The sequence below is a fragment of the Flavobacterium sp. FlaQc-47 genome, assembly GCF_044006475.1.
Taxonomy (GTDB): Bacteria; Bacteroidota; Bacteroidia; order Flavobacteriales; family Flavobacteriaceae; genus Flavobacterium.
This window is the reverse complement of the sequence record NZ_JBIPCQ010000004.1, coordinates 177,763-197,113: the sequence shown is the minus strand read 5'-3', so window position 1 is coordinate 197,113 and position 19,351 is coordinate 177,763. Positions and strand designations below refer to the sequence as shown.

Genomic DNA, 19,351 nt, shown 5'->3' with positions numbered 1-19,351 from the left:
AATTCGATTGGATTTTAAATTTAATATCAATTTTTTGTTAATTCTATATGTTTGATTGTGAAGCGGTTTAAAAAAAAGATTGAAAAAAGATAAAAAAAAGCGCAGAAATAGTTGTGAGATATGGAATGTTGTCATACCTTTGCCACCGCAAAACAGGACACGTTCCTTGAGCTTGGAGAGGTGCCAGAGCGGTAATGGAGCAGATTGCTAATCTGTCGACGAGCAATCGTCGCCAGGGTTCGAGTCCCTGTCTCTCCGCTTAATAATTTTGCCTTCGGGGTGTAGCGTAGCCCGGTTATCGCGCCTGCTTTGGGAGCAGGAGGCCGCAGGTTCGAATCCTGCCACCCCGACAGAAACTTTACCATAAAGTTTTAAAACAAATGGACGCATAGCTCAGTTGGATAGAGCACCTGCCTTCTAAGCAGGCGGTCGAAGGTTCGAATCCTTCTGCGTTCACATAAAAGGACAAATCAGTTTTTTGCTGATTTTGTCCTTTTTTTTTAGCGTATAACTCCTTGTAAAACAATAACATAAGTCGGAGGGCTTCGTTAATTTTAGTGGTTCGAACTTCGTTATTTTCAAAAGTGAGTTTTTCAGGAAATATCGAACCAATTATCTTTCTTTTCCCTTCTGTAGATGCTTCTTCATAAAGTTTATCTAGCTGTGAAATGTTGCTCAGCGCTTTATTTAAAAGAGGATCAACGTTTGGAATGTTGTTGTTTTGACTTGTGAGTTGTGCTTCTAGACGATTTATATTATCTGCTGTTTCAATTTTTATTTTTTTATAATCTTCAGCATCTAAATCACCGGCTATTAATAAGTTTCTCGCACGTGTCAATCTTTGATTTGTTTCTTCCAGTTTCTTTTTCAAAACATCAGTATCGCTTCTATTATATTTGGTTTTACTGTTGTATACAGAAGTAATTGTTTGCTTGTACAGTTCGAGAAAGGGTAATGGTCTGACATATTTTCTAATCTCCTCTACAATTTTATTATTTACTATAGGTGCTTTTTCTCTAAATATACATCCCTTTGTACAATGATAGTAATAGTAATACTTGTAACGCCCTTTTGAAGCACTTCCTGTTAGCACTTTTCCGCATTTAGGACACAATAAATAGCCTCTCAAGGGGATTGCAGGATCTACTGTTAATGTCGTTCTTTTTATTTTTTTTCGGCCATCGAGTACATCCTGTACATCATAAAACATTGCTTCAGTTATAAGCGGCTCATGTTGTCCCTGTACTAAATGACAATCTTCATCTTTATATTTTGCAACGAATACTTTACCGAAGTAAATAGGATTTCTCAGTGCAACCCAGAAGCAGCTTCGTGTTGAATTAAGACCTTTTTTCTTTGCTGCTTTCCATATTTGCTCTGTGTGGATTTGTCCTTTAGCAATTTCTTCAAATACCCAGCGCATAATAACGGCCTGATCTTCTTTAAAGGCTATATATTTTTTTCCTGTTTCAGTAATTCTATTGATGTAACCTAGAGGTGGTCGACCCATTACACGACCTTCTTTTTTCGCTCTCCGCATTCCATTGAATACATTTAATGCGCGACGGTCGTTCTCTACCTCCGGTGCTGCAAGATAAAACGCAAGCATCATTTTATTTTCAGGAATTGAAAGGTCTAATGGCTGCTCAACGGCCTGTGGTTCTACTCCTAAAGTACGTAGTGTACTGATCATTTGGTAGGAATCTCCGGCATTTCTGCTGAATCTGTCCCATTTTGTAAAAAGAATCAGGTCAGAATGTCCCCTGCGCGCCCGAAGTTCAGATAATAGTTTTTTCCAGGCTGGACGGTTAAATGTTTTAGCGGAATGATCTTCTATTATAACTTTACGCACATTAAGTGAATTTAATTCACAATACTTGCGCAGACGTTCCTCCTGATCACGTTGTGAATATCCTTTATCTGCCTGCTCTTCTGTACTTACTCTGATATATAAATCTGCAACTTTCATGATAATAAAATTGATTTCTAAACTTCATTAAGAGATTTTTTAACTGTAGGTAAATTTACATTTTTTTGCTGAGATAAATAGGTATTGACCACTATTTCAGCCATTTCGTAAAGAAAATCCGTGATTATTTTTGCCTGCTCAATATCGACATTTACACCATCTTTTTGCAATAATTCCATAGCTTCCTGAGCTGTTATTCTATCAATATTTTCATTTCTCATCTTTCATCTTCTTATATTGAATGCAAAAGCCCGAAAAACGGGCTTTACTAATTTTAAATTTGCTGTTTGCTAATTTATATTGGAAAATAGATTATGCTTCTTTGGTTTCTATTTCGTTTAGGGGAATAAGTTATATACCCATATTCATTTAGTTCGCGTATGCACTTATGATACGTCACCGGACCAGTTATTTTAGCAATTTTCATAATTTCATGTCTATAGGCCTTTACTGGATTAATAAAGCCTTTATCAGCTCTAAATTGCAATAAAGCTGCATAAATGCCTATGTGTGTGATACTAATACGGTAATCTTTCTCTATTGCTTTAAAGAAATCGGATAAGGGCTGTAGTGTTTCCATTCTTTTCGGGTTTATAAACTTATTCTCATACCATTCCGTTTTGAATGGTTTTGCTGTTCGCTTTCATTAGTCTTTTGTATTTGTTTTACAGTTTCCATTGTTTTATTGCCTAAAGCCGTTGCAATTGTTATTTTTCTGGAATGCTCATCATAAATATTTACCGATTTAAACTGAGGGTTGGCTTCAATATAAAACCGATGTTCTTTTCCATTTTTAATCAAGGTTACAGGCAGACGATTTCCTTGTTTTAACTCATCCTTTAATTTATCGGCTTGAGTTTTATTTGATAATTCCTTTAAAGGAAGTTGCTGTAAGGCTTTTTCAAGATCATAACCATACCCGGAACGAAATTCTTTGATGCGGTGATTGCCACTTGCGTCTTTATCATTAAGATCCAGTTGGATCCAGGATTTTTCCTTCTGAATGGAACGTCCAGCTAATAAATTATATGCCTGTGTTGTATCAATAGAATTTCCTTGTTGTACTTTAAAATATTGGCTTCTCTCTTCATCAGGCTTTGATTCATTTTGCAAAGTGGTTTTATATGCTTCAAATTGATACTGTCCACTCTGGTCTTTTACAAAAGACAACTCGTGATCCAGTCGTTCTTTTTCGTTAATGTAATAGGACACAGGAATAGTGAACTGCTCATGACCTTCTTTGATTTGCTGATCAATTTGATTTGACAAATCTCTAAAACCAATACGCTGCATCTGATCATACAGCGATTGGTTATTTTTTTCTTCCTCTTTTGCATCTTTTCGAACAGCAATTTGGTCTATGAGTGGTGCAATTATCAGTTTACGGACAAGTCGTACTAATAAATTAGGATAAAGCTGTTTTAGAATATTGTTTTTTTCCTGCTTGAGTATCTGTAATGCAAAACGTTCTTCCAAATTTTTTGTTCCCTTAAACTTTGTCCCAATACGCTCGTAATGATGCAGTTTTTCCTTAAGTAGTGACCTATTATTGGAAAGGCTGAAATTAAACAGCTTACTAAAGCGCTCTTCCCTGGAGTGCCACTGTTTTAATTCCATTTCCACTCTGTTAACGGGAAGTTGTTCGTTCATCGATTACATGGATTGGCTTTTCCTTTTTCTCTTAGCTTCCTTTTGTATTTCAGGTCCATCATCATCGGCAGTTTGGTTTTGTTTTTTGCTGCTCTGCTTTTCTGAAGTGTGCTGGCTTTCGGATTGTTTTTCTTCCTGGGCTTTACGATTGTCAATCCTTTTCATATTATTATCATAGATATTAATTGTTTTGAATTGCGGGCTGGCTTCAATATACTGCTTGATCTCATTACCTTCTTTTAAAAAAGTAGCGCTCTGCAGATTTCCTTTTTTCAAAGAATTTATCAAGTCTTCTTTGTATTTTGGGGTTTCCAGTTCTTTAATCGGATGTTTGGACAGTGCTGCTTCTAAATCATAACCGTAATTTTGATGGTAATGGTTTAGTTTAAAGTTTCCATTAGATTCGGATTGTTTGAAGTCCATTTGAACCCAAGAATTATAAACTTCCCCCTCTTTACTGGTGAGATCTTTATTTACCGATCTGCCTTCCATAAGATTGTAAGCTTCCTTCATTGTTATGTTGCTGCCTTTATTGATGTAAAAGGTTTGTTCCAGGGCTTCTTTAGAATTTTCTTTTTGCAATTCTACTTTATAAGAATTAAAAAAGTAAATGTCGCTTTGATCGGATTTTTTAAAATTTAACGTCGCTGTAGCGGTATCATTACCGTATTGAGCATTATGCGTCAAAGTAAAATTAGGCTCTTCCTTCTGCATTTTTTCTTTTAATTGAGATTCCAGTGCTTCACCGAATCCAGTATACTTAATCTGATCTCTTAAGTATTCAAAATTTTTCTCGTTCATGATTTCATTTTTTTTAATTATTAAATAGTTTATAATTTTGGAAGTACAGTAACCTGTACCAGTTTTGTATTCTTGATATGTTCTTCTAAATGTCTACCGCCATTTTTCTCCATGAGTTGTATGGCTAAATATTTTTTTTCCGGAATTGTAAATTTTGGCAGCGCAAATACAAATATGTTTTCTGCTTCAGCTTCAATTTTATCAATATCATTCAGGATATAAATGGGCGTAATTTCAATTTCCTGTGAAGCAGTACGTTTAATTTTTTTAGTGTCGCGAATAAAAAAACGAAGCTGATCGATCTCATAATTGATTTTAGAATTGTTGGTTATCTTTATCCTGTAATACATAACCTCGTCACGAATAAAAATTCCGTTGAGCCTAAAATCAATATCGTATTTACTTTCCTTTTGACCTCGCAGCTTTTTTTTGTCGTATAGCGCTAACTTTGAATATTCCTCAATATCCTGATCATTAATAATTTCATCTGAAAAATAAATTTCCTGTCCATCAGGCTTAGTTTTATTAAGGGTAAGATTCAGCTGTGGAAATTCTTCATTATAGTCCAGTACGAAAGAGTAGAATTTTCCATCTGCAGTCACCACCGTAAGATTGGTCTGAATAAATCCCTTTTGGGCTGCCTTAACCTGAAGGATATTTTCAAGACCTTTTGCTTTTTGTACCAATATATCGGTACTTCCCTTGTCGACACTTTTTATGGCAAAAGGAAATACAATATTGGTCGTTTTTGAATAGGCTATCATTAAGGAGTCTGATTCTGTTTGGAATAAACGGTTTTTACTTGTTTGCTGTGCCAATACACCGATGGTCATAAATAATAAATGCCCCATCACCAATAGTTTAAAATTTTTCATCTCTATCATTTTTTAGTTTTTAATTGGAATTTTTTTGTTTCTGTTTTTCATCATGCAGCAGTACCTTATAACCTGCTTTTACAACTACTTTAACCAGTTTTACTTTTTTGCTTAGCAGACTTTTAGCCGCTTCAATTCCTGCTCCCGCTGCCTGAGCTCCCCAGGAATCGTCAAGAGATGCAACTCCTAAAGTTTGCATGGAGCGATCAGCCGAGGCTTTGGCAACATCACGATTAATGGCTCCCGGAATATATATACCAGCAAGTCCATCCATATCATAAACCGACAAGTCTACTGGGAATATGGAGTTGTTGTATCTGATACTAGTAATATTGATAGTTAATCGTTCTCCTTTTAAGGAAGCAACTCCAAACAAAAAATTGTCTTTTTGAATTTTAATACCATTTATGAAGATGTCTTTCATGAGTCGGAACTTAACTGTGGAGCCATTTACAATAGTCTGAGTTTCATGAATAATGGCTTCTATAGCATTCTGCATTAAATCATCATTTTGAAATTCGTCTAAAGAGTAAAAACCATTCTGTTTGTACTCAGAACTGTTCAATGTTTTGTTTTGTAAAGAAGAAACAGGATCTTCATGCTCCTTGGTTGAAATAGTAAATATTTGTCCACGCTGAGCCTCGGAAGCTTTTTTTAATTTTTCTTGTACTCTGCCCGGATGTTGGATATCCAAAATACTCTCCAGCATTCCTCCGAGTTGCTGCAGTTCAGGATCCTGACTTTCCTGCCCATCACTCATGGATTGCATCATTTGTTCCAGCCTGTCTACATCATTGGACTGCATTGAGATTTTACTTGATTTTGTATATTTATCATAATCTGGGTTTTGTACCGCAACTGATACCGGAGAATTGATTGCTTTTTGCAATGTTTCCAATTTTTGATGCACTTTTTCTTCATTCGGATCACGATAAACGGATTTATTTAAACCATGTCTTTCTTTTCTATGAGTTACAGCACTGCTGTCTTCAGTGGAATCAATCTGAAAGGACTGACTCAAATAGTTGGGGTCTTTTTTGATAAGTTCATTAAGCTTTGCTGAATCAAGCGCTGCCATATCGTAGTAATTCATTTTATCCAGTAGAAGTCCTTCTTTCAGGTTCGCATTGGGAAGTTTTAGGTTAAAACCTTTTTGCTGTGGTGCTGCTGAATTGGCAGCATCCATTTTTCCACCGCCCAATGCCCAAAAAATGGCAGTTATAAAAGGCAGAGCCAATATTGGCAGTACCAAGAGCATCTTACGCTGCTTTAGTACTTTTAGTGATTTTGCTTTTTGTTCCATGGTATTATTTTTTAAGATGTGAGTAATAATAATTTTCTACAATTGTTAAGCTATCCAAAAGTCCCGGACGGTTTAACACAATACTGTCATGCGTTTTTTTGCCTGTGGGACTTCGCCCCAGACTATCCATATATTTCCTAAAACTTGTGATTTTTTCAAATTCTGTTTTACTAATAATCGCATTGAGTTCAAGAGGCTTTTCTTTTAAGGGTATATCATTGGTTGGTTTGATAATCGGGGCTATTGTTATATTTCTAGATTTATTATTTGAAAAGCTATTCACAATTAGGTAAATACTGCAACCTCCTGTAAACAATATAAAAGTGAATAGAACCACTATCCAATTGAGTCTTGAAAAATGAGCTGTTTTACGCTCTAGCCATTGTGCACACTTATGTTGCAATCGAAGATTGGCCTGCTCAAATTTCTCCCAGATACTATTTTTAGCACCTGTAATAGCATTGTTATTTCTTTTAAAAGTGACTTTCATAATTAGTAGTTTATTATTTTCGATTTTCGGTACTTATGTCCCGATTCTCAATAGTATTCCATCGCTCGATTAAAAAGCCATGCGGATTGTTGTCACTTCTTGATACGTTACGAAGGTTGCCTTCCGTTATCAGGCTTCGATGGGCAATGCTCGTGGTACGAATGATATTTTGAGTAGCATAACATCGGAATCCATATGGATAATTGTTAAGATCAATAGTCACACTGTCAATCTGTATCGTCTGGCTGACATTCCCTGATATAATGCCGGAGTAGTAACCATTTTCCTTTAAATCATCATAGACCCTTTTGGCACTGTCATCCGCCAGATAAAGAGCCTTTGTTACATTGCTTTTAATGACTTTATCATCCGGGTCAAGTGTGAAAAACAGTTTGTGGAACGTTTTTACATGATCTCTGGCCTCTACAGGAATATTATCTTTTCGGTCCGAAGCATAGGCTTCCAGCGCTTTTCCGTTTGCCAGTATATAAACCTTATTCTGCATTTGAGACACCAATGAGAAACTCTTATAAAGTGAAAAGCAGCTAATTAAAATACTTCCCATAATAACAAGCATGGTAAAACCGCGAACATGCCGAAAGGCAGTGTCAATATTTTTCATTTTGCTAAACATAAGATTTGAATTTAGGGTTAAGATTTACCTTTTAATTTGTCAGCCATATAATTATCCTTGTCCTTGAAGTAAGGCGCAGAATTTCCAGAATCTGACATGCTTTGATACATACGTCCGGCAGCATTTCCCATAGCATCTGCTACCATTGTAGTGCCCTGAGATGTAGTATTGACAAGGGAAGTTGTAGAATTACTAAACATACTGGTTACTTTTTGTCCCAGTGCACCGCTACCACCGGCATGAACAATGTAATTGGCAACAGAAGGGACAGTGAAATAGCCTATAATCCCAATAATCATAAATACCAAATAGGCAACATCAGTCCTGCTAAAGAAAGTATCTCCATATTCTCCTGCTTGCGCAATATCAATTTTCAGCATATTCTCCTGAATTTTTCCGATGATGCTTCCAAATATGTTAGCCACAGGAAGCCACAGATAGATATTTATGTAACGTGCCAGCCACACAGTAAGGGTGTGTTGAAAACCATCGAAGACCGAAATGCCAAAAACGATTGGACCTAAAATAGAAAGCACCACCAATTGAAAAGTCCGCAGCGTATCGATGCACAGGGAAGCAGCTTCAAATAATACACGCAGTACTTCGCTCATCCACTCTTTTACTGAATTTCGAAAATTATAAGAAGCTTTGCTCATGGCAAATTTGATATCATTTCCAATACCATCCAGCATTCCCTGCCCACTAGGATCTGCATCATCATGGGTATATCTATACCATTTATCCTGATCGCCGCTTCCTGTCGAACCCACATACATTTTCCAGGGATCTGTTTCTTTGAGTGCTTCTTCTTTTTCTTTAAGCAGTCTTTCAATCGCTTTGTTCGATCCTTCCACCATTGCTGCAGTTGCTGTAACGGTAGGTTTCATGACACCATTAATCATATAGAGAACAGAGGGAAAAATCATAATGCAAAATCCAATAACAAAAGGACGAAAGAGAGGATAGAAGTCTATCGGTTCAGCACTGGCAATATGTCTCCAAACTCTTGAGGATATATACCACATAGCTGCAAAACCAGCAAGTCCCTGTCCAACGCCAATCAGGTTACTGCATAAAGGCATCATTTCATCATACAATTGTTCCAGTACACTATGCAGTCCGTTCATGTCGTCTGCAATTCCTTGTGCCTGGGTCGTAAATGGCAATATCATTGCAAGAAGAACAAGTATTATCTGCTTATTTATCTTTATCATAACAGTGGATATTTAGTTATTTAACTTATAAATATTACGCATTGCTTGAATATCATTACGCTCTTTTGCACGCTGTAAAGCCAGTACAGCAGTATTATTGTTGAAGCTTCTCAAAAACAAAAGTTTGTCCTGCATATCTGCATATATTTTGTCAATAGAGGCCAGCCTTTCATCATCTGACATTCGCATTTTATTAGCAGTAATCACCGAGGTCAGTTCATCAAGATTTCTAAGACTTTGTTTAAACAGATTATCGTACACCCTTTCGAAATAGGCAATTTCTTCTGGATTAAAATTTTTACTATCCCTAAAGCGGCTAAAAGCGGACTTGTATTCTTTTACCAAGAGCACCTGATAATTCACAATGTCACCAATACGTCTGTAATTCTTAACTGTGGGGCTAACCTGCATCAGCGCATCAAGAAATGTTTCATGAAGACTGAAATTTCCTTCAGATAAATCTTTTACCGTATTATAGCCTCCACTTAGTATTTCATAGCCCTTTTTCATATCCTTTAAAATCTGTTTGAACTGCGCTAACTTCTCTATGTTCAAAATCAATTGCTGGATTTCTTGTTTTTGGGCTGTTATCGTGAATGGAAATAGCAATGTGGTAATCACAATCCCTATAATCAGTAATTTTTTCATGGCAAATCAGTATTTATGCCGTTCAGGACACGGCTGTTTTTTGCTTCTTTTAATTCGGCTGCTTTTGATACAGCCATAACTTTAGCTTGATTGCTAAAGCTCTCAGAGAAAGCATAGTTATCAAGCATATTCTGGTAAATCAGATCAATGCGTTTCATTCGTTCATCATCTTTCATTTCTAAATTTCCGTCCGTAACGATTGTTAGAAGCTCATCCAGATTGGTATCACAATTTTTGATTAACCTTTCAAAGACCCTTCTGATATAATCGACTTCATCTCCATGAAACAAATCATCCTGCCGGATTTGCTGATATAAGCTTTTGTAGCTTTTCATGATTTTTGTCTGGAGCCCTATAATTTCTGTTACCCTGGCATACTTTTTTATTTTGGGATTGACTGTCTTAAGAGAATTCAGATAATCGGTATGAAGATTAAATTCTCCACGTTTGAAATCTCCTATGGTATTGAGTCCTTTTTTGACTGCCGAATAGCCTTTTTGAGCATATCCGATATAGACTTGCAGGGCTGCTATTTGCTCTAAAAGCATCCTTTGCTGTTTTGCCTGTGCATGAAGATTCCCTGTGGTCAGTGCAGTAAAAAGCACTACTAAAAATATCTTTTTCATGATTTTATTACTTGTTTACGGAATTCCGTAAAATTGTTTAACGGATTTGACATCATGCTCTGTTTTGGCTCTTTGAAGGCTCAGTAGTATATTCTGTCTGTTGAAGAGCGTCAGGTCATCATAATTAGCATCAATCTGATCTGCAGCAGCATTTATAATATCCAGTCTTTTGGCATCACTCATCTGTGTGGTAAAAGAATCCAATACAAGGAAAATCTGATCGATGTTTTTCAGGCTTTCATTTAATATTCCAGAATATACACTTTGCATATAATCGAGTTCACTGGTATTAAAATGAGTATCTTTTTGAAACAGGTTCCAGGCTCTTTCGTATTCATCTACCAGACGAACCTGCTTTGCACTGATATCTTTGATACGCTGGTAATAGGTAATAATGGATTTGACTTTTGCCAGTTCCTCATAGTAATTCTTGTAGAGTTCTTTTTGTTTCTGGGTCCAATCGGAAATCTCATCCAGCTTTAGTTTGGAGAGTACATTTTCTATTTTTTTCTGCGCATTCTGAAGCCAGATCGTTTTGTTCTGCAGTTTTTGGATCCTTAGGTCAATAGCCTTAATTACCTTTTTGGCTACCGCTTTTACAATTTCTAAAATCGGTATTGCTGCGACCGTTGCCGGTCTTGCCGGTGTGCTGATCAGTAAAAAGCACAACAGGCAAATCATGATTTTCTTTTTTGCTTTCATAAGTATTATAGTTTAAATTCCATTTTCAAGATATTTGTGCGCGCAAATCAATTGCAAGTGCTGCAATGCCTTTTCTGATGTCTCCATCAAATTTCTTAGCATACGCCTGTACTTTTACTTTTTCAGTTTCTTCGGTTGTGTAGGCGTAATATTCCTCAAGAGACACCTCGGTACGGTATACTTTAGACTGCATGCCTCCAAGGGATATAAATACTTCTTTGTATTTCTTATCAGGATCATTGGCTTTGTTTACAGAGAGCACGAGTGCCTTTTCTTTTTCGGTAAGACCAAGCAGTTCCTGAATCTGTTCGAACTTATTTTGATACTTGCTTTGGTCTAATAATATCTTGCAGTCACTGTTATTGATAATAGCTTGTTTAACGACCGGAGAAGAAATAATATCTTCTACTTCTTGAGTCACTACAATGGCTTCCCCAAAGAATTTACGAACAGTCTTGAATAAATACCGAATATATTCTGCCATTCCTTCCTTAGCAATAGCTTTCCAGGCTTCTTCAATCAGGATCATTTTGCGTACTCCTTTAAGCTTGCGCATTTTACTTATAAAGACTTCCATAATGATGATGGTCACCACTGGAAAGAGTATCGGATGGTCTTTGATATTATCGAGTTCAAACACAATAAAGCGTTCTTTTAACAGATCCAGATTCTCGGTAGCATTGAGCAGGTAATCAAATTCACCTCCCTTGTAGTAAGGACGAAGCACATAAAGGAAATTATTGACATCAAAATCCTTTTCCTTTACCTTGTCACCTTCCAATATGGAGACAAACTCATTTTTCAGAAATTCATAAAAACTGTCAAAACATGGAAATAAATCGGAATTGCTGTCTAGCTTTTCATAGTACAATTGCAGTGCATTGGACAGTGCTACATATTCACTTCGATTGAAAGTTTCATTGTCTTTTTTCCAGAGTGCCAATAAGAGTGTTTTAATACTTTCTTTTTTCTCGGTGTCAAGCGAATCACCTTCGCTGATATAAAACGGATTAAACCGGATCGGGTTCTTTTCATCATAGGTAAAATAGTAGCCCTTTACCATATCACACAATCCTTTGTAGCTGTGTCCAACATCAACAAGTACAACATGAGTTCCTTGTTCATAGTAACTTCTAACCATGTGGTTGGTAAAAAATGATTTACCACTTCCCGAAGGCCCCAGTATGAATTTGTTCCGATTGGTACAAATTCCAATCTTAACAGGCTCATCACTAATGTCTACATGAACTGGCTTTCCAGTCAAACGGTCTCCTAATCGAATTCCAGTTGGACTAAGGGAAGAACGATAACCTGTTTCCAGATTCAGGAAGCATGTCGCTTGTTCCGTGAATGTATCGAAAGTGTCATTCATTGGGAAATCTGCGGAATTTCCGGGAATTCCTGCCCAAAATATTTGTGCAGCGCCTACTGTCTCTTGTTTAGCAGCTGCATCCATCTGAGCCAAAGCAGATGAAACTTTGTTCTTCAGGTCTTTGAGTTCTTCTTTATTATCCGTCCATATCAGTACATTAAAATGGGCTTTGACAGGCAGTCTCTGCTGACTGATAGCTTCGTTAAGAAAATCATTAGTGGCATCACGTGCAATCAGGTTCTCCCTGCTATAGGCTGATAAGGATTGCAGTCGCAGTCTTTTACTTTCAAGTTTTTGCAGCGTTTTCTGGAAATCCTCTATGAAAATATATTGATTATAAATGTGGTTACAGGAAAGTAATTGCCCCAGAGTCGAAGCAAATCCGATACTGAATTTGGTCTTATCTGTGGAATAGCGGTCATAATTAATTCTCGAACCACATAAGGCAGGCAGATCAGCGGCATCCCCCAACGTATAAATCTGGCAATGCTTGTCACCAACCTGCAAACCATCATCAAAAGCAATGTCCTTAAAAACAAATGAGTTTTGTTTTTCAGACAAAAAACAATATTGTTCAATGATACCGATCTTTCTACTGTGACTTCTGAGCTCATCGTTTCCAAGACGGGTCAGTTTCACAAAACCACTGTCTTCCAGTATACGTCTGAATTGTCCGGTACTGTCAATAAATTCCTGACGCAGCTGTGCTTTTAATGTTTCTTCCGGAACTATTGAACTCCTAAGTAAATTTGAAAACAGGGAACTGGATGTCTTTCTTCCTGCCGGTTTTTTGGTTAAAAAAATGTAACAAGAATGATCCAGAAAGGGACGTTCATTAAAAAACCGTTCACTGCTTCGGGTAAGAAAACTCGAATCTTCGCTTGTGAAATCGGGCTGAAACTTGCTGTCTATAAACCAGTCCTGTTTATGGAATACACTAAATTTCGGCAATAACTTTATTGCTTTAAGCCACGCCTGATGAAATGCTTCGTATTCCTGATCTGACAAGGTAAATATCTCGGGCAGTTCTGCTCTAAACACTACTGTCACATCTCCCTGTTTGGACAGGATGCAATCGTGCTCTACAGCTATAATTGGTAAAATATCATCTATCATCTTTTCCATCATCCTCTTTTTTTACCGCTCAGGTAATGCTGAGCAAATTCTATTTGGTCATCATAAAAATTTTTCTGCTTTGCGATTTCACAGCTTTTGGAATCTGTCGTTTCGCTAAAGCTTTCATCATTCCATATTCACCGTATTGATGGCTCATTTTATATATTTTCAAAACCCATAATATTCCTGAAACACCAATAATTCCGATACAGATTAAAGAGGGTAATCCGGCTATGTACATAATGGCAAACAGTATCATAAGGACAATTACGCCACCGCCCAAATACCAGATATATTGTGCTTTTAAACCCTTAAACTCTATGCTTTGATTAATTCCTTTGTTGATTTGATACACACTGTTTGACATGGTATTTATTTTAAAATTTCATCCTGCTGCTGCGTCTCATTTCTGAAAAAGAGCGTTCCTGCCATTTATCAGTATTACTTTCTACCCCTTTGAAACGCTGTGATTCTTCACTGCTCTTTATTGGGAGTTGAATTACCGGAGCTGTATCCGTTAATTTTGTTTCATTACTGAGACTAGCCTCTTGCGGATTGGCTTCTTTCAATTGATTCTCCTGAATTTTCAGGGCTATTTCCCTTTCCAGACTAAAGAGGTCGCTTTTCATTTTTTGAAGTTCATCTTCCTGACTAAATACTCTTGTGGTTAATTGTTGTAATTCCGGCAGTTGGTTTTCAATATCATTCAGGGACTTTTGGTATTTTGCCGTGAGATGTTCCACCTTATCAATGGCATTTAGAAAATGACGGGCTGCCAATTTTGGATTGTCTACATTTGGAGTTCCTCCATTGGAAGTATATTTAATACCATCTTCCAAACGTTGTGCATAAAAGCTGTTGGAGTAACGGTACTGGTACAAACCATCATTTTGATAGGCTTCACGTTCTCTTTTTATATAGAGTCCAAAATCATATAATTTCCCAATTTGTTTTGCCTGGTTTTCTCCTTCGGGAGGTTTCCAGTTTTTATAGAGCAGGATAATTTCTTTACCGATACTTTCAAGATCTGATGTCTTGCAGTCATACAACTCTATAGGATTGGCTTTGGAACCATCAGGCTCATACTTCAGATTGTTTTTGTAAAAACTGTGATCAGCAGTTAGTTTGTCCAGTGTTTTAGTGGTGATTCCTTTTTCCTCCATTAGGTATTCAACCTGATATTTAGTTCTGGAAATTTCCTTGTAATGTGCCTTTTTTAGGCTTTCCATTACCGTTACTTTTTTCTCCAATTTTGATTTTTCCAATAATGAAGTATCACCTGATAATACTGCGATATATTCTGAAAAGTTCATTCCGCTTTGCTCATCCATTGCCCCCTCATCAATAGTCCTCACATTAAGTTCACAGTTTTTCATCTGACTGATAAAAGTCTGTTTGTTCTTCAAAAGGTTGAATTTGTAATTATCAAGGGATTGCTCTGTGGCATAGATGAAATTCTTTACTTTATTCCCATAATGCTGTTTGGCGACTTCATTACCTTGTCTGCTGCCTCGGCCGTTGCGTTGTCCCAGATCTGATGGTCTCCAGGGAATATCCATATGATGCATCGCTACAACACGCTTTTGTACATTAAGCCCGGTACCTGCTTTTTCCGTACTGCCCAGAAGAATACGTATCTCACCTGTATTCATTTTAGAAAACAACTCAGGTTTCTTCTTATCGGTCCAGTCGTGTATATAGGTAATCTCATGAGCCGGGATATTAAAATTCCTTACCAATTTTTCTTTAAGGGCATCATAAATATTAAAGTCATCCGGCTTTGGTGTCCCGATATCCGAAAAAACAATCTGGGTGCCTTTATGCTCCATGGAAGCATGGTAAATTTCAGCCACATTTCTGGCGCATGTATTCACTTTATTATTCGGATGATCGCCATATCTTTCATTTATCAGCCTCATATCGGCAGCCATTTTTTTAGCATAATTAGTAGCGATTAGCATCCTGCCTTTATCTTCTTGTTGTGTAAGAGGTGCCCTGCCGATAAGTGTTGCATTACCTGTTTTGGCAAACTGCATGAGCTGGGTAATGAACTCGCTCTGCTCCGGTGTAGGACTGATATTGACAAGCTGTTCCTCAATTTCAGGTTTATCCAATTCAATATGTTTGGCTGTTTTATAATCGGTAATCTCATTATAGAACAGTGCCAGTTCCGGAACTTTAATAAAATGGCGAAAACGCTCCTTTGCAATAATCTCATTGGTGACCGAAAATTCAAAATCAGTTGTTTTTCTGGCAAAAACAGCTGCCCATCCGTCAAAGTTTTCAATATGCTGGCGTTCCATTTCTTTAGGTCGCAAGTATTTGAAAAGAAGGTACATTTCTGTCAGACTGTTTGAAATAGGAGTACCTGAAAGAAAGGTCACACTTAGATCCGAATCGAATTTTTCCTGAAGCGTGCGTACAGCAAATAACATATTAAGCGCCTTTTGGCTTCCCTGCATATTTCCTATTCCGGCAACACGGTCATGACGGGTAGTGAAAGTCAGATTTTTGAATTTGTGAGATTCATCTACAAACAAATGATCAATCCCCATTTCTTTAAAGTTGATACCGCTGTCCTTTTTATCTTCTATATCTTTCAGCAGTGTTTTTAGTCTGCCGTCCAGATTATTTTTTCGTATTTCAAGACCTTTTAATATTTTCTTAGAGATATCGCCTCCCAGATCTCTGGCCGTATCAAGGTCCCGTTCTATATTATCCAGCTCATTTTGTAAGATCTCTTTTTGTATGTCGGGTGACTGCGGAATTTTACCAAACTGATCGTGGGTTAAAATGATACAGTCCCAATTATTATTTTTAATCTCATGGAAGAGTCTCATTCTTTTTGCCGGAGTAAAATCATTTTCACCAGGTGCCAATATTCTTGCATTGGGATAAGCCTTTCGATAGGTTGCTGCAATTTGATTTACATTGGCATTCAATGCCAGTATTGCAGGTTTATGAATAATCCCTAATCGTTTCATTTCATTGGCAGCCACAATCATGGTTAATGTCTTTCCAAGCCCAACCTCATGATCAATTAAAGCGCCACGGTTCTGCATAATACGCCATGCCGCATTTTTCTGAGAACTGTACAAGTCATCAATTTCAAGTGCTTTTTTATCCAAACCCGGAAAGCTCAGATGACTTCCGTCATACTCGCGTAATACATAACAATTGAAGGTATTATTATAGAGGCTTTCCAGTTCATTTTTATCGCTTATGGGCAATTCCTGCAGCCACTCAATAAAGACATTACGGATGTTTTCGATTTTTTGATGAGCAAGCTGTATGGCTTCATTATCGGGCAGTCGGATGGGTTTGCCACCAGCTCCCTCAACTTCATAGGTAAAAAAGGGAGCCGTATTTTCGAGTGCATGCTCCAATATCGTGTAGCCATAAGTGGTTCTGCCGCTTTTGGGAGTTACAGAAAATTCTCTGTCTATTTTGGTATTATGCCCTGTACTTACTTTAAAGGTATCCAGAGATGGGAAATAATTAATTTCAGTTGGCTGGTCAAATAATTTTCCGGCAAAACTTTCATAGTAACGGTTGGGAATCCATCGCTCGCCCAGATTAAAGTCAAGTAATTCAAAAGGGATACGCTCTGGCTGAACTTTTTCCAGTGCCTGTAATCCTTTGTAATATTGCGTGTTTTCAGGGTATAACTCCACAGCCTGTTTAGCCTGTTGTAACTTTTTTACAACATTGCCGCTTAAATAGAGGTCTGAAGTTTCCCAATTCTGACCTGTAGGATTCAAATAAATATGATGGTTCAGACGTTCTATAACCTCGTTTTGTTCAAGTCCTGTTGCAGCAGTTATGAATCCTAAGTCAACAGCTCCTTTTTCATTCAGACTTCGGGCCAGCGCTTCAACCGGATCATCTGTATAATAGCGTTCTTGCTGTTTTACTACAGACTCGATTAAAATATCAGACTTCACATAACGTTCGCCTTCTTTGCGTTCCAATGAAGAAAGTATGGTAAAACCAAATGCGGAATCCTGCATGATTAACCTGCGATTCTCAGCACTGTTTAAAATACCATAGTGGGACACAAATTTGGTATACTGCTCATCTAGATTTGTCCGAACCTCTTCACTGCCAGCTTTATCTGATTGATCTTTCTCAAACAATTCCAGATAATGATCCCGAATAGCAATATAGGAATCATAGAATTTCAGATTGCCTTGTGGTACTAATGGTTGGAAAAAGGCTTGTTTGTGCTGCTCATTGATATCACTGATAATCCCAATGGATTCTCTAACCCTAACCAGAGTGCCTTCTGTATAAAAAGATTTAAATGAAGCAACTTCTTCATAAAGTCTTTTTTCAAGGTTAAAAGCAGGTTCAAGGGTTTTATCCCCTTCATAAGTATACTTGTGATCATAGTATTGAAGGGTATTAGATAAAGCCAATAATTCATGTGACAGTAATCCGCCATTCATCCAATTGGCTGAAAAGCCATCGATTTCTTTTACATTAGAATATAATTTATACAAATACCGATTGGACTTGTTTTGTTTAGCAGTGATAAGCACAACATTTTCATGTAAGGGATTATCATTTGTGCGTATGGTACTGAGTATTCGTGCTGTTTTTTTATCTACTACAGTTTCATCAAGAGGATTGATGTAATCCATAGCACGATTGATATTCTCTGCAGGCACAGTATCAAACAAGCCAAGCTGAACTGAAATACCGCTTGCTTTACTCTCGGGCATGGGTAAATAAGTGAACTTTTGCCCGATTGCTTCAGCAGGCTGAACGATCTCCGTTTTTTGAGCCTGCTCAAAGCGTTCCGTATTAAAGTTTTCTTTTAATCCTTTGGCAATATTTTCTCCAAGACGGTTTCCAATAGAATTAATGTCACCGTTTTGTCTCACGCTTTGGTGCGCCTGTCCGTATTGGTTTTTACCGGCTTGTATTTCATTACCAATGATGAGTTCAGGTTTATTATGCAGATATTTATTAATACTGTATTTTCCAAATTCATTTTCGAGTTCAACGGTTTGCAGCAGTTCATTTTCATTAGCAGACAGGGTTTGTTTATGCTCGTTTTTCTGAACAATAAGCAGATGATTAGGAGCATCGGTATTTCCGGTTTCCTTCATCAGATTATCAGGCATAACTATGATACTCACAAAATCTGCATTTTGAAAAAGATATTCGCGGACACTCTGATTGGAAGGACTGTTCAAAAAACCGTCTGTAGTTATGTATGACATAAGACCGCCATCAGCCAGTTTGTCCAGTCCTTTTGCAAAGAAGTAATTGTGAATTTTTCCCGAAATCGTTTTATCGGGATAAGCCTCATCATACACAGAAAAATTACCAAAAGGAATATTGCTGACCACAAGATCATAACTGCCGTTATCATTTGTTGGAGCTTCTTCGAGTCCTATTACATGTGTGGTATTTTGGGTCGAAAGTGTACTGCTTAATACTGAAAGCACCAGTCCGCTTAATTGGTCTTTTTCCACAGCAGTAATTTGTTCCAAACTTGAAAATGCTCTGTCTGCTTCAGTCATAAAAATGCCTGATCCTGCTGATGGCTCGTATAATCTTTTAGGATTAATACCTTGTTCTTCCAAAGCAGTGTACAAAGTGCTCGGTACTATTTCCGGTGTATAAAATGCGGTAAGGACACTATTACGAAGTGAAGAAATAACTGGATTATACTCTTTTTCAGAATAGTGTTCCTGCAATAATTCATGCAGTCTTGTCATTTCCGGATGCAACTTCAGATCTTCTTTAGTAGCGCCAGATTTTATCCAGTCTTCGGTAGTGCCATTTGGGTATAATACAGCCTTGATACCTCCGAAGCCGGCATATGCCTTAAGCGCGTCAACTGCTTCTGCCGATAAAGCATCACCTTGCTGCCATTGCATTGCAATGGTAATCGCCTTGATATTGGTATTTAGTTTTTGGGATTGATTGTAAGCCATAAT

The 19,351-nt window shown here is 37.3% G+C and carries 15 protein-coding genes, 3 tRNA genes and 1 pseudogene; 3 read left to right on the top strand and 16 right to left on the bottom strand.

Annotated elements, in window-relative coordinates; genetic code table 11:
* Nucleotides 1-174 precede the first annotated feature (174 nt).
* The 3 genes from ACHRVX_RS14095 (at nucleotide 175) to ACHRVX_RS14085 (ending at nucleotide 456) form a co-directional block, all read left to right on the top strand.
* Nucleotides 175-258 (top strand) — tRNA-Ser (locus ACHRVX_RS14095).
* A gap of 17 nt (nucleotides 259-275) precedes the next feature.
* Nucleotides 276-350 (top strand) — tRNA-Pro (locus ACHRVX_RS14090).
* 32 nt (nucleotides 351-382) lie between these two features.
* Nucleotides 383-456 (top strand) — tRNA-Arg (locus tag ACHRVX_RS14085).
* 730 nt (nucleotides 457-1,186) lie between these two features.
* Here ACHRVX_RS14085 and ACHRVX_RS14080 read toward each other — a convergent pair.
* From ACHRVX_RS14080 to ACHRVX_RS14005, 16 genes and pseudogenes are all read right to left on the bottom strand, one after another.
* Nucleotides 1,187-1,969 (bottom strand): annotated as a pseudogene (locus tag ACHRVX_RS14080) (recombinase family protein); the annotation flags it as partial.
* Nucleotides 1,970-1,986: 17 nt separating this feature from the next.
* Nucleotides 1,987-2,190, bottom strand: a complete 204-nt coding sequence (locus ACHRVX_RS14075; protein ID WP_395333240.1) for a hypothetical protein — start codon at nucleotides 2,188-2,190, stop codon at nucleotides 1,987-1,989.
* Nucleotides 2,191-2,264: 74 nt separating this feature from the next.
* A complete protein-coding gene (locus ACHRVX_RS14070) occupies nucleotides 2,265-2,549 on the bottom strand; it encodes a hypothetical protein (protein ID WP_395333238.1) in 285 nt (94 codons plus the stop codon).
* Nucleotides 2,550-2,560: 11 nt separating this feature from the next.
* Entirely contained in the window at nucleotides 2,561-3,619 is a 1,059-nt protein-coding gene (locus ACHRVX_RS14065) for a hypothetical protein (protein WP_395333236.1), read from the bottom strand.
* Nucleotides 3,620-3,622: 3 nt separating this feature from the next.
* Nucleotides 3,623-4,420, bottom strand: a complete 798-nt coding sequence (locus ACHRVX_RS14060) for a hypothetical protein (RefSeq protein WP_395333234.1) — start codon at nucleotides 4,418-4,420, stop codon at nucleotides 3,623-3,625.
* Nucleotides 4,421-4,449: 29 nt separating this feature from the next.
* Nucleotides 4,450-5,295, bottom strand: coding sequence for a conjugative transposon protein TraN (traN, locus tag ACHRVX_RS14055; protein WP_395333231.1), 846 nt, complete (start codon nucleotides 5,293-5,295; stop codon nucleotides 4,450-4,452).
* 19 nt (nucleotides 5,296-5,314) lie between these two features.
* Nucleotides 5,315-6,598 carry a conjugative transposon protein TraM gene (gene traM, locus ACHRVX_RS14050; protein ID WP_395333228.1) on the bottom strand — a complete coding sequence of 428 codons (1,284 nt, stop codon included), beginning with the start codon at nucleotides 6,596-6,598 and terminating at the stop codon, nucleotides 5,315-5,317.
* 4 nt (nucleotides 6,599-6,602) lie between these two features.
* Nucleotides 6,603-7,088 (bottom strand): hypothetical protein, encoded by a 486-nt coding sequence (locus ACHRVX_RS14045; protein WP_395333226.1) that lies wholly within the window; start codon nucleotides 7,086-7,088, stop codon nucleotides 6,603-6,605.
* 13 nt (nucleotides 7,089-7,101) lie between these two features.
* Nucleotides 7,102-7,710, bottom strand: a complete 609-nt coding sequence (traK, locus tag ACHRVX_RS14040) for a conjugative transposon protein TraK (protein ID WP_395333224.1) — start codon at nucleotides 7,708-7,710, stop codon at nucleotides 7,102-7,104.
* Between the two features lie 29 nt (nucleotides 7,711-7,739).
* Nucleotides 7,740-8,936 carry a conjugative transposon protein TraJ gene (traJ, locus tag ACHRVX_RS14035; RefSeq protein WP_395333222.1) on the bottom strand — a complete coding sequence of 399 codons (1,197 nt, stop codon included), beginning with the start codon at nucleotides 8,934-8,936 and terminating at the stop codon, nucleotides 7,740-7,742.
* Between the two features lie 12 nt (nucleotides 8,937-8,948).
* On the bottom strand, nucleotides 8,949-9,584 hold the full coding sequence (locus ACHRVX_RS14030; RefSeq protein ID WP_395333220.1) for a TerB family tellurite resistance protein: 636 nt from the start codon (nucleotides 9,582-9,584) through the stop codon (nucleotides 8,949-8,951).
* On the bottom strand, nucleotides 9,581-10,210 hold the full coding sequence (locus tag ACHRVX_RS14025; protein WP_395333218.1) for a hypothetical protein: 630 nt from the start codon (nucleotides 10,208-10,210) through the stop codon (nucleotides 9,581-9,583). The genes ACHRVX_RS14030 and ACHRVX_RS14025 overlap by 4 nt, the downstream gene beginning before the upstream one ends.
* A 15-nt stretch (nucleotides 10,211-10,225) precedes the next feature.
* Nucleotides 10,226-10,912 (bottom strand): conjugal transfer protein TraI, encoded by a 687-nt coding sequence (locus ACHRVX_RS14020; RefSeq protein ID WP_395333216.1) that lies wholly within the window; start codon nucleotides 10,910-10,912, stop codon nucleotides 10,226-10,228.
* Between the two features lie 25 nt (nucleotides 10,913-10,937).
* Complete coding sequence (locus ACHRVX_RS14015) at nucleotides 10,938-13,409, bottom strand: TraG family conjugative transposon ATPase (RefSeq protein ID WP_395333213.1); 2,472 nt, start codon at nucleotides 13,407-13,409, stop codon at nucleotides 10,938-10,940.
* A 40-nt stretch (nucleotides 13,410-13,449) separates the two neighbouring features.
* Nucleotides 13,450-13,767 carry a DUF4133 domain-containing protein gene (locus tag ACHRVX_RS14010; protein ID WP_395333211.1) on the bottom strand — a complete coding sequence of 106 codons (318 nt, stop codon included), beginning with the start codon at nucleotides 13,765-13,767 and terminating at the stop codon, nucleotides 13,450-13,452.
* Nucleotides 13,768-13,777: 10 nt separating this feature from the next.
* Entirely contained in the window at nucleotides 13,778-19,348 is a 5,571-nt protein-coding gene (locus tag ACHRVX_RS14005) for an Eco57I restriction-modification methylase domain-containing protein (protein ID WP_395333209.1), read from the bottom strand.
* Nucleotides 19,349-19,351 lie beyond the last annotated feature (3 nt).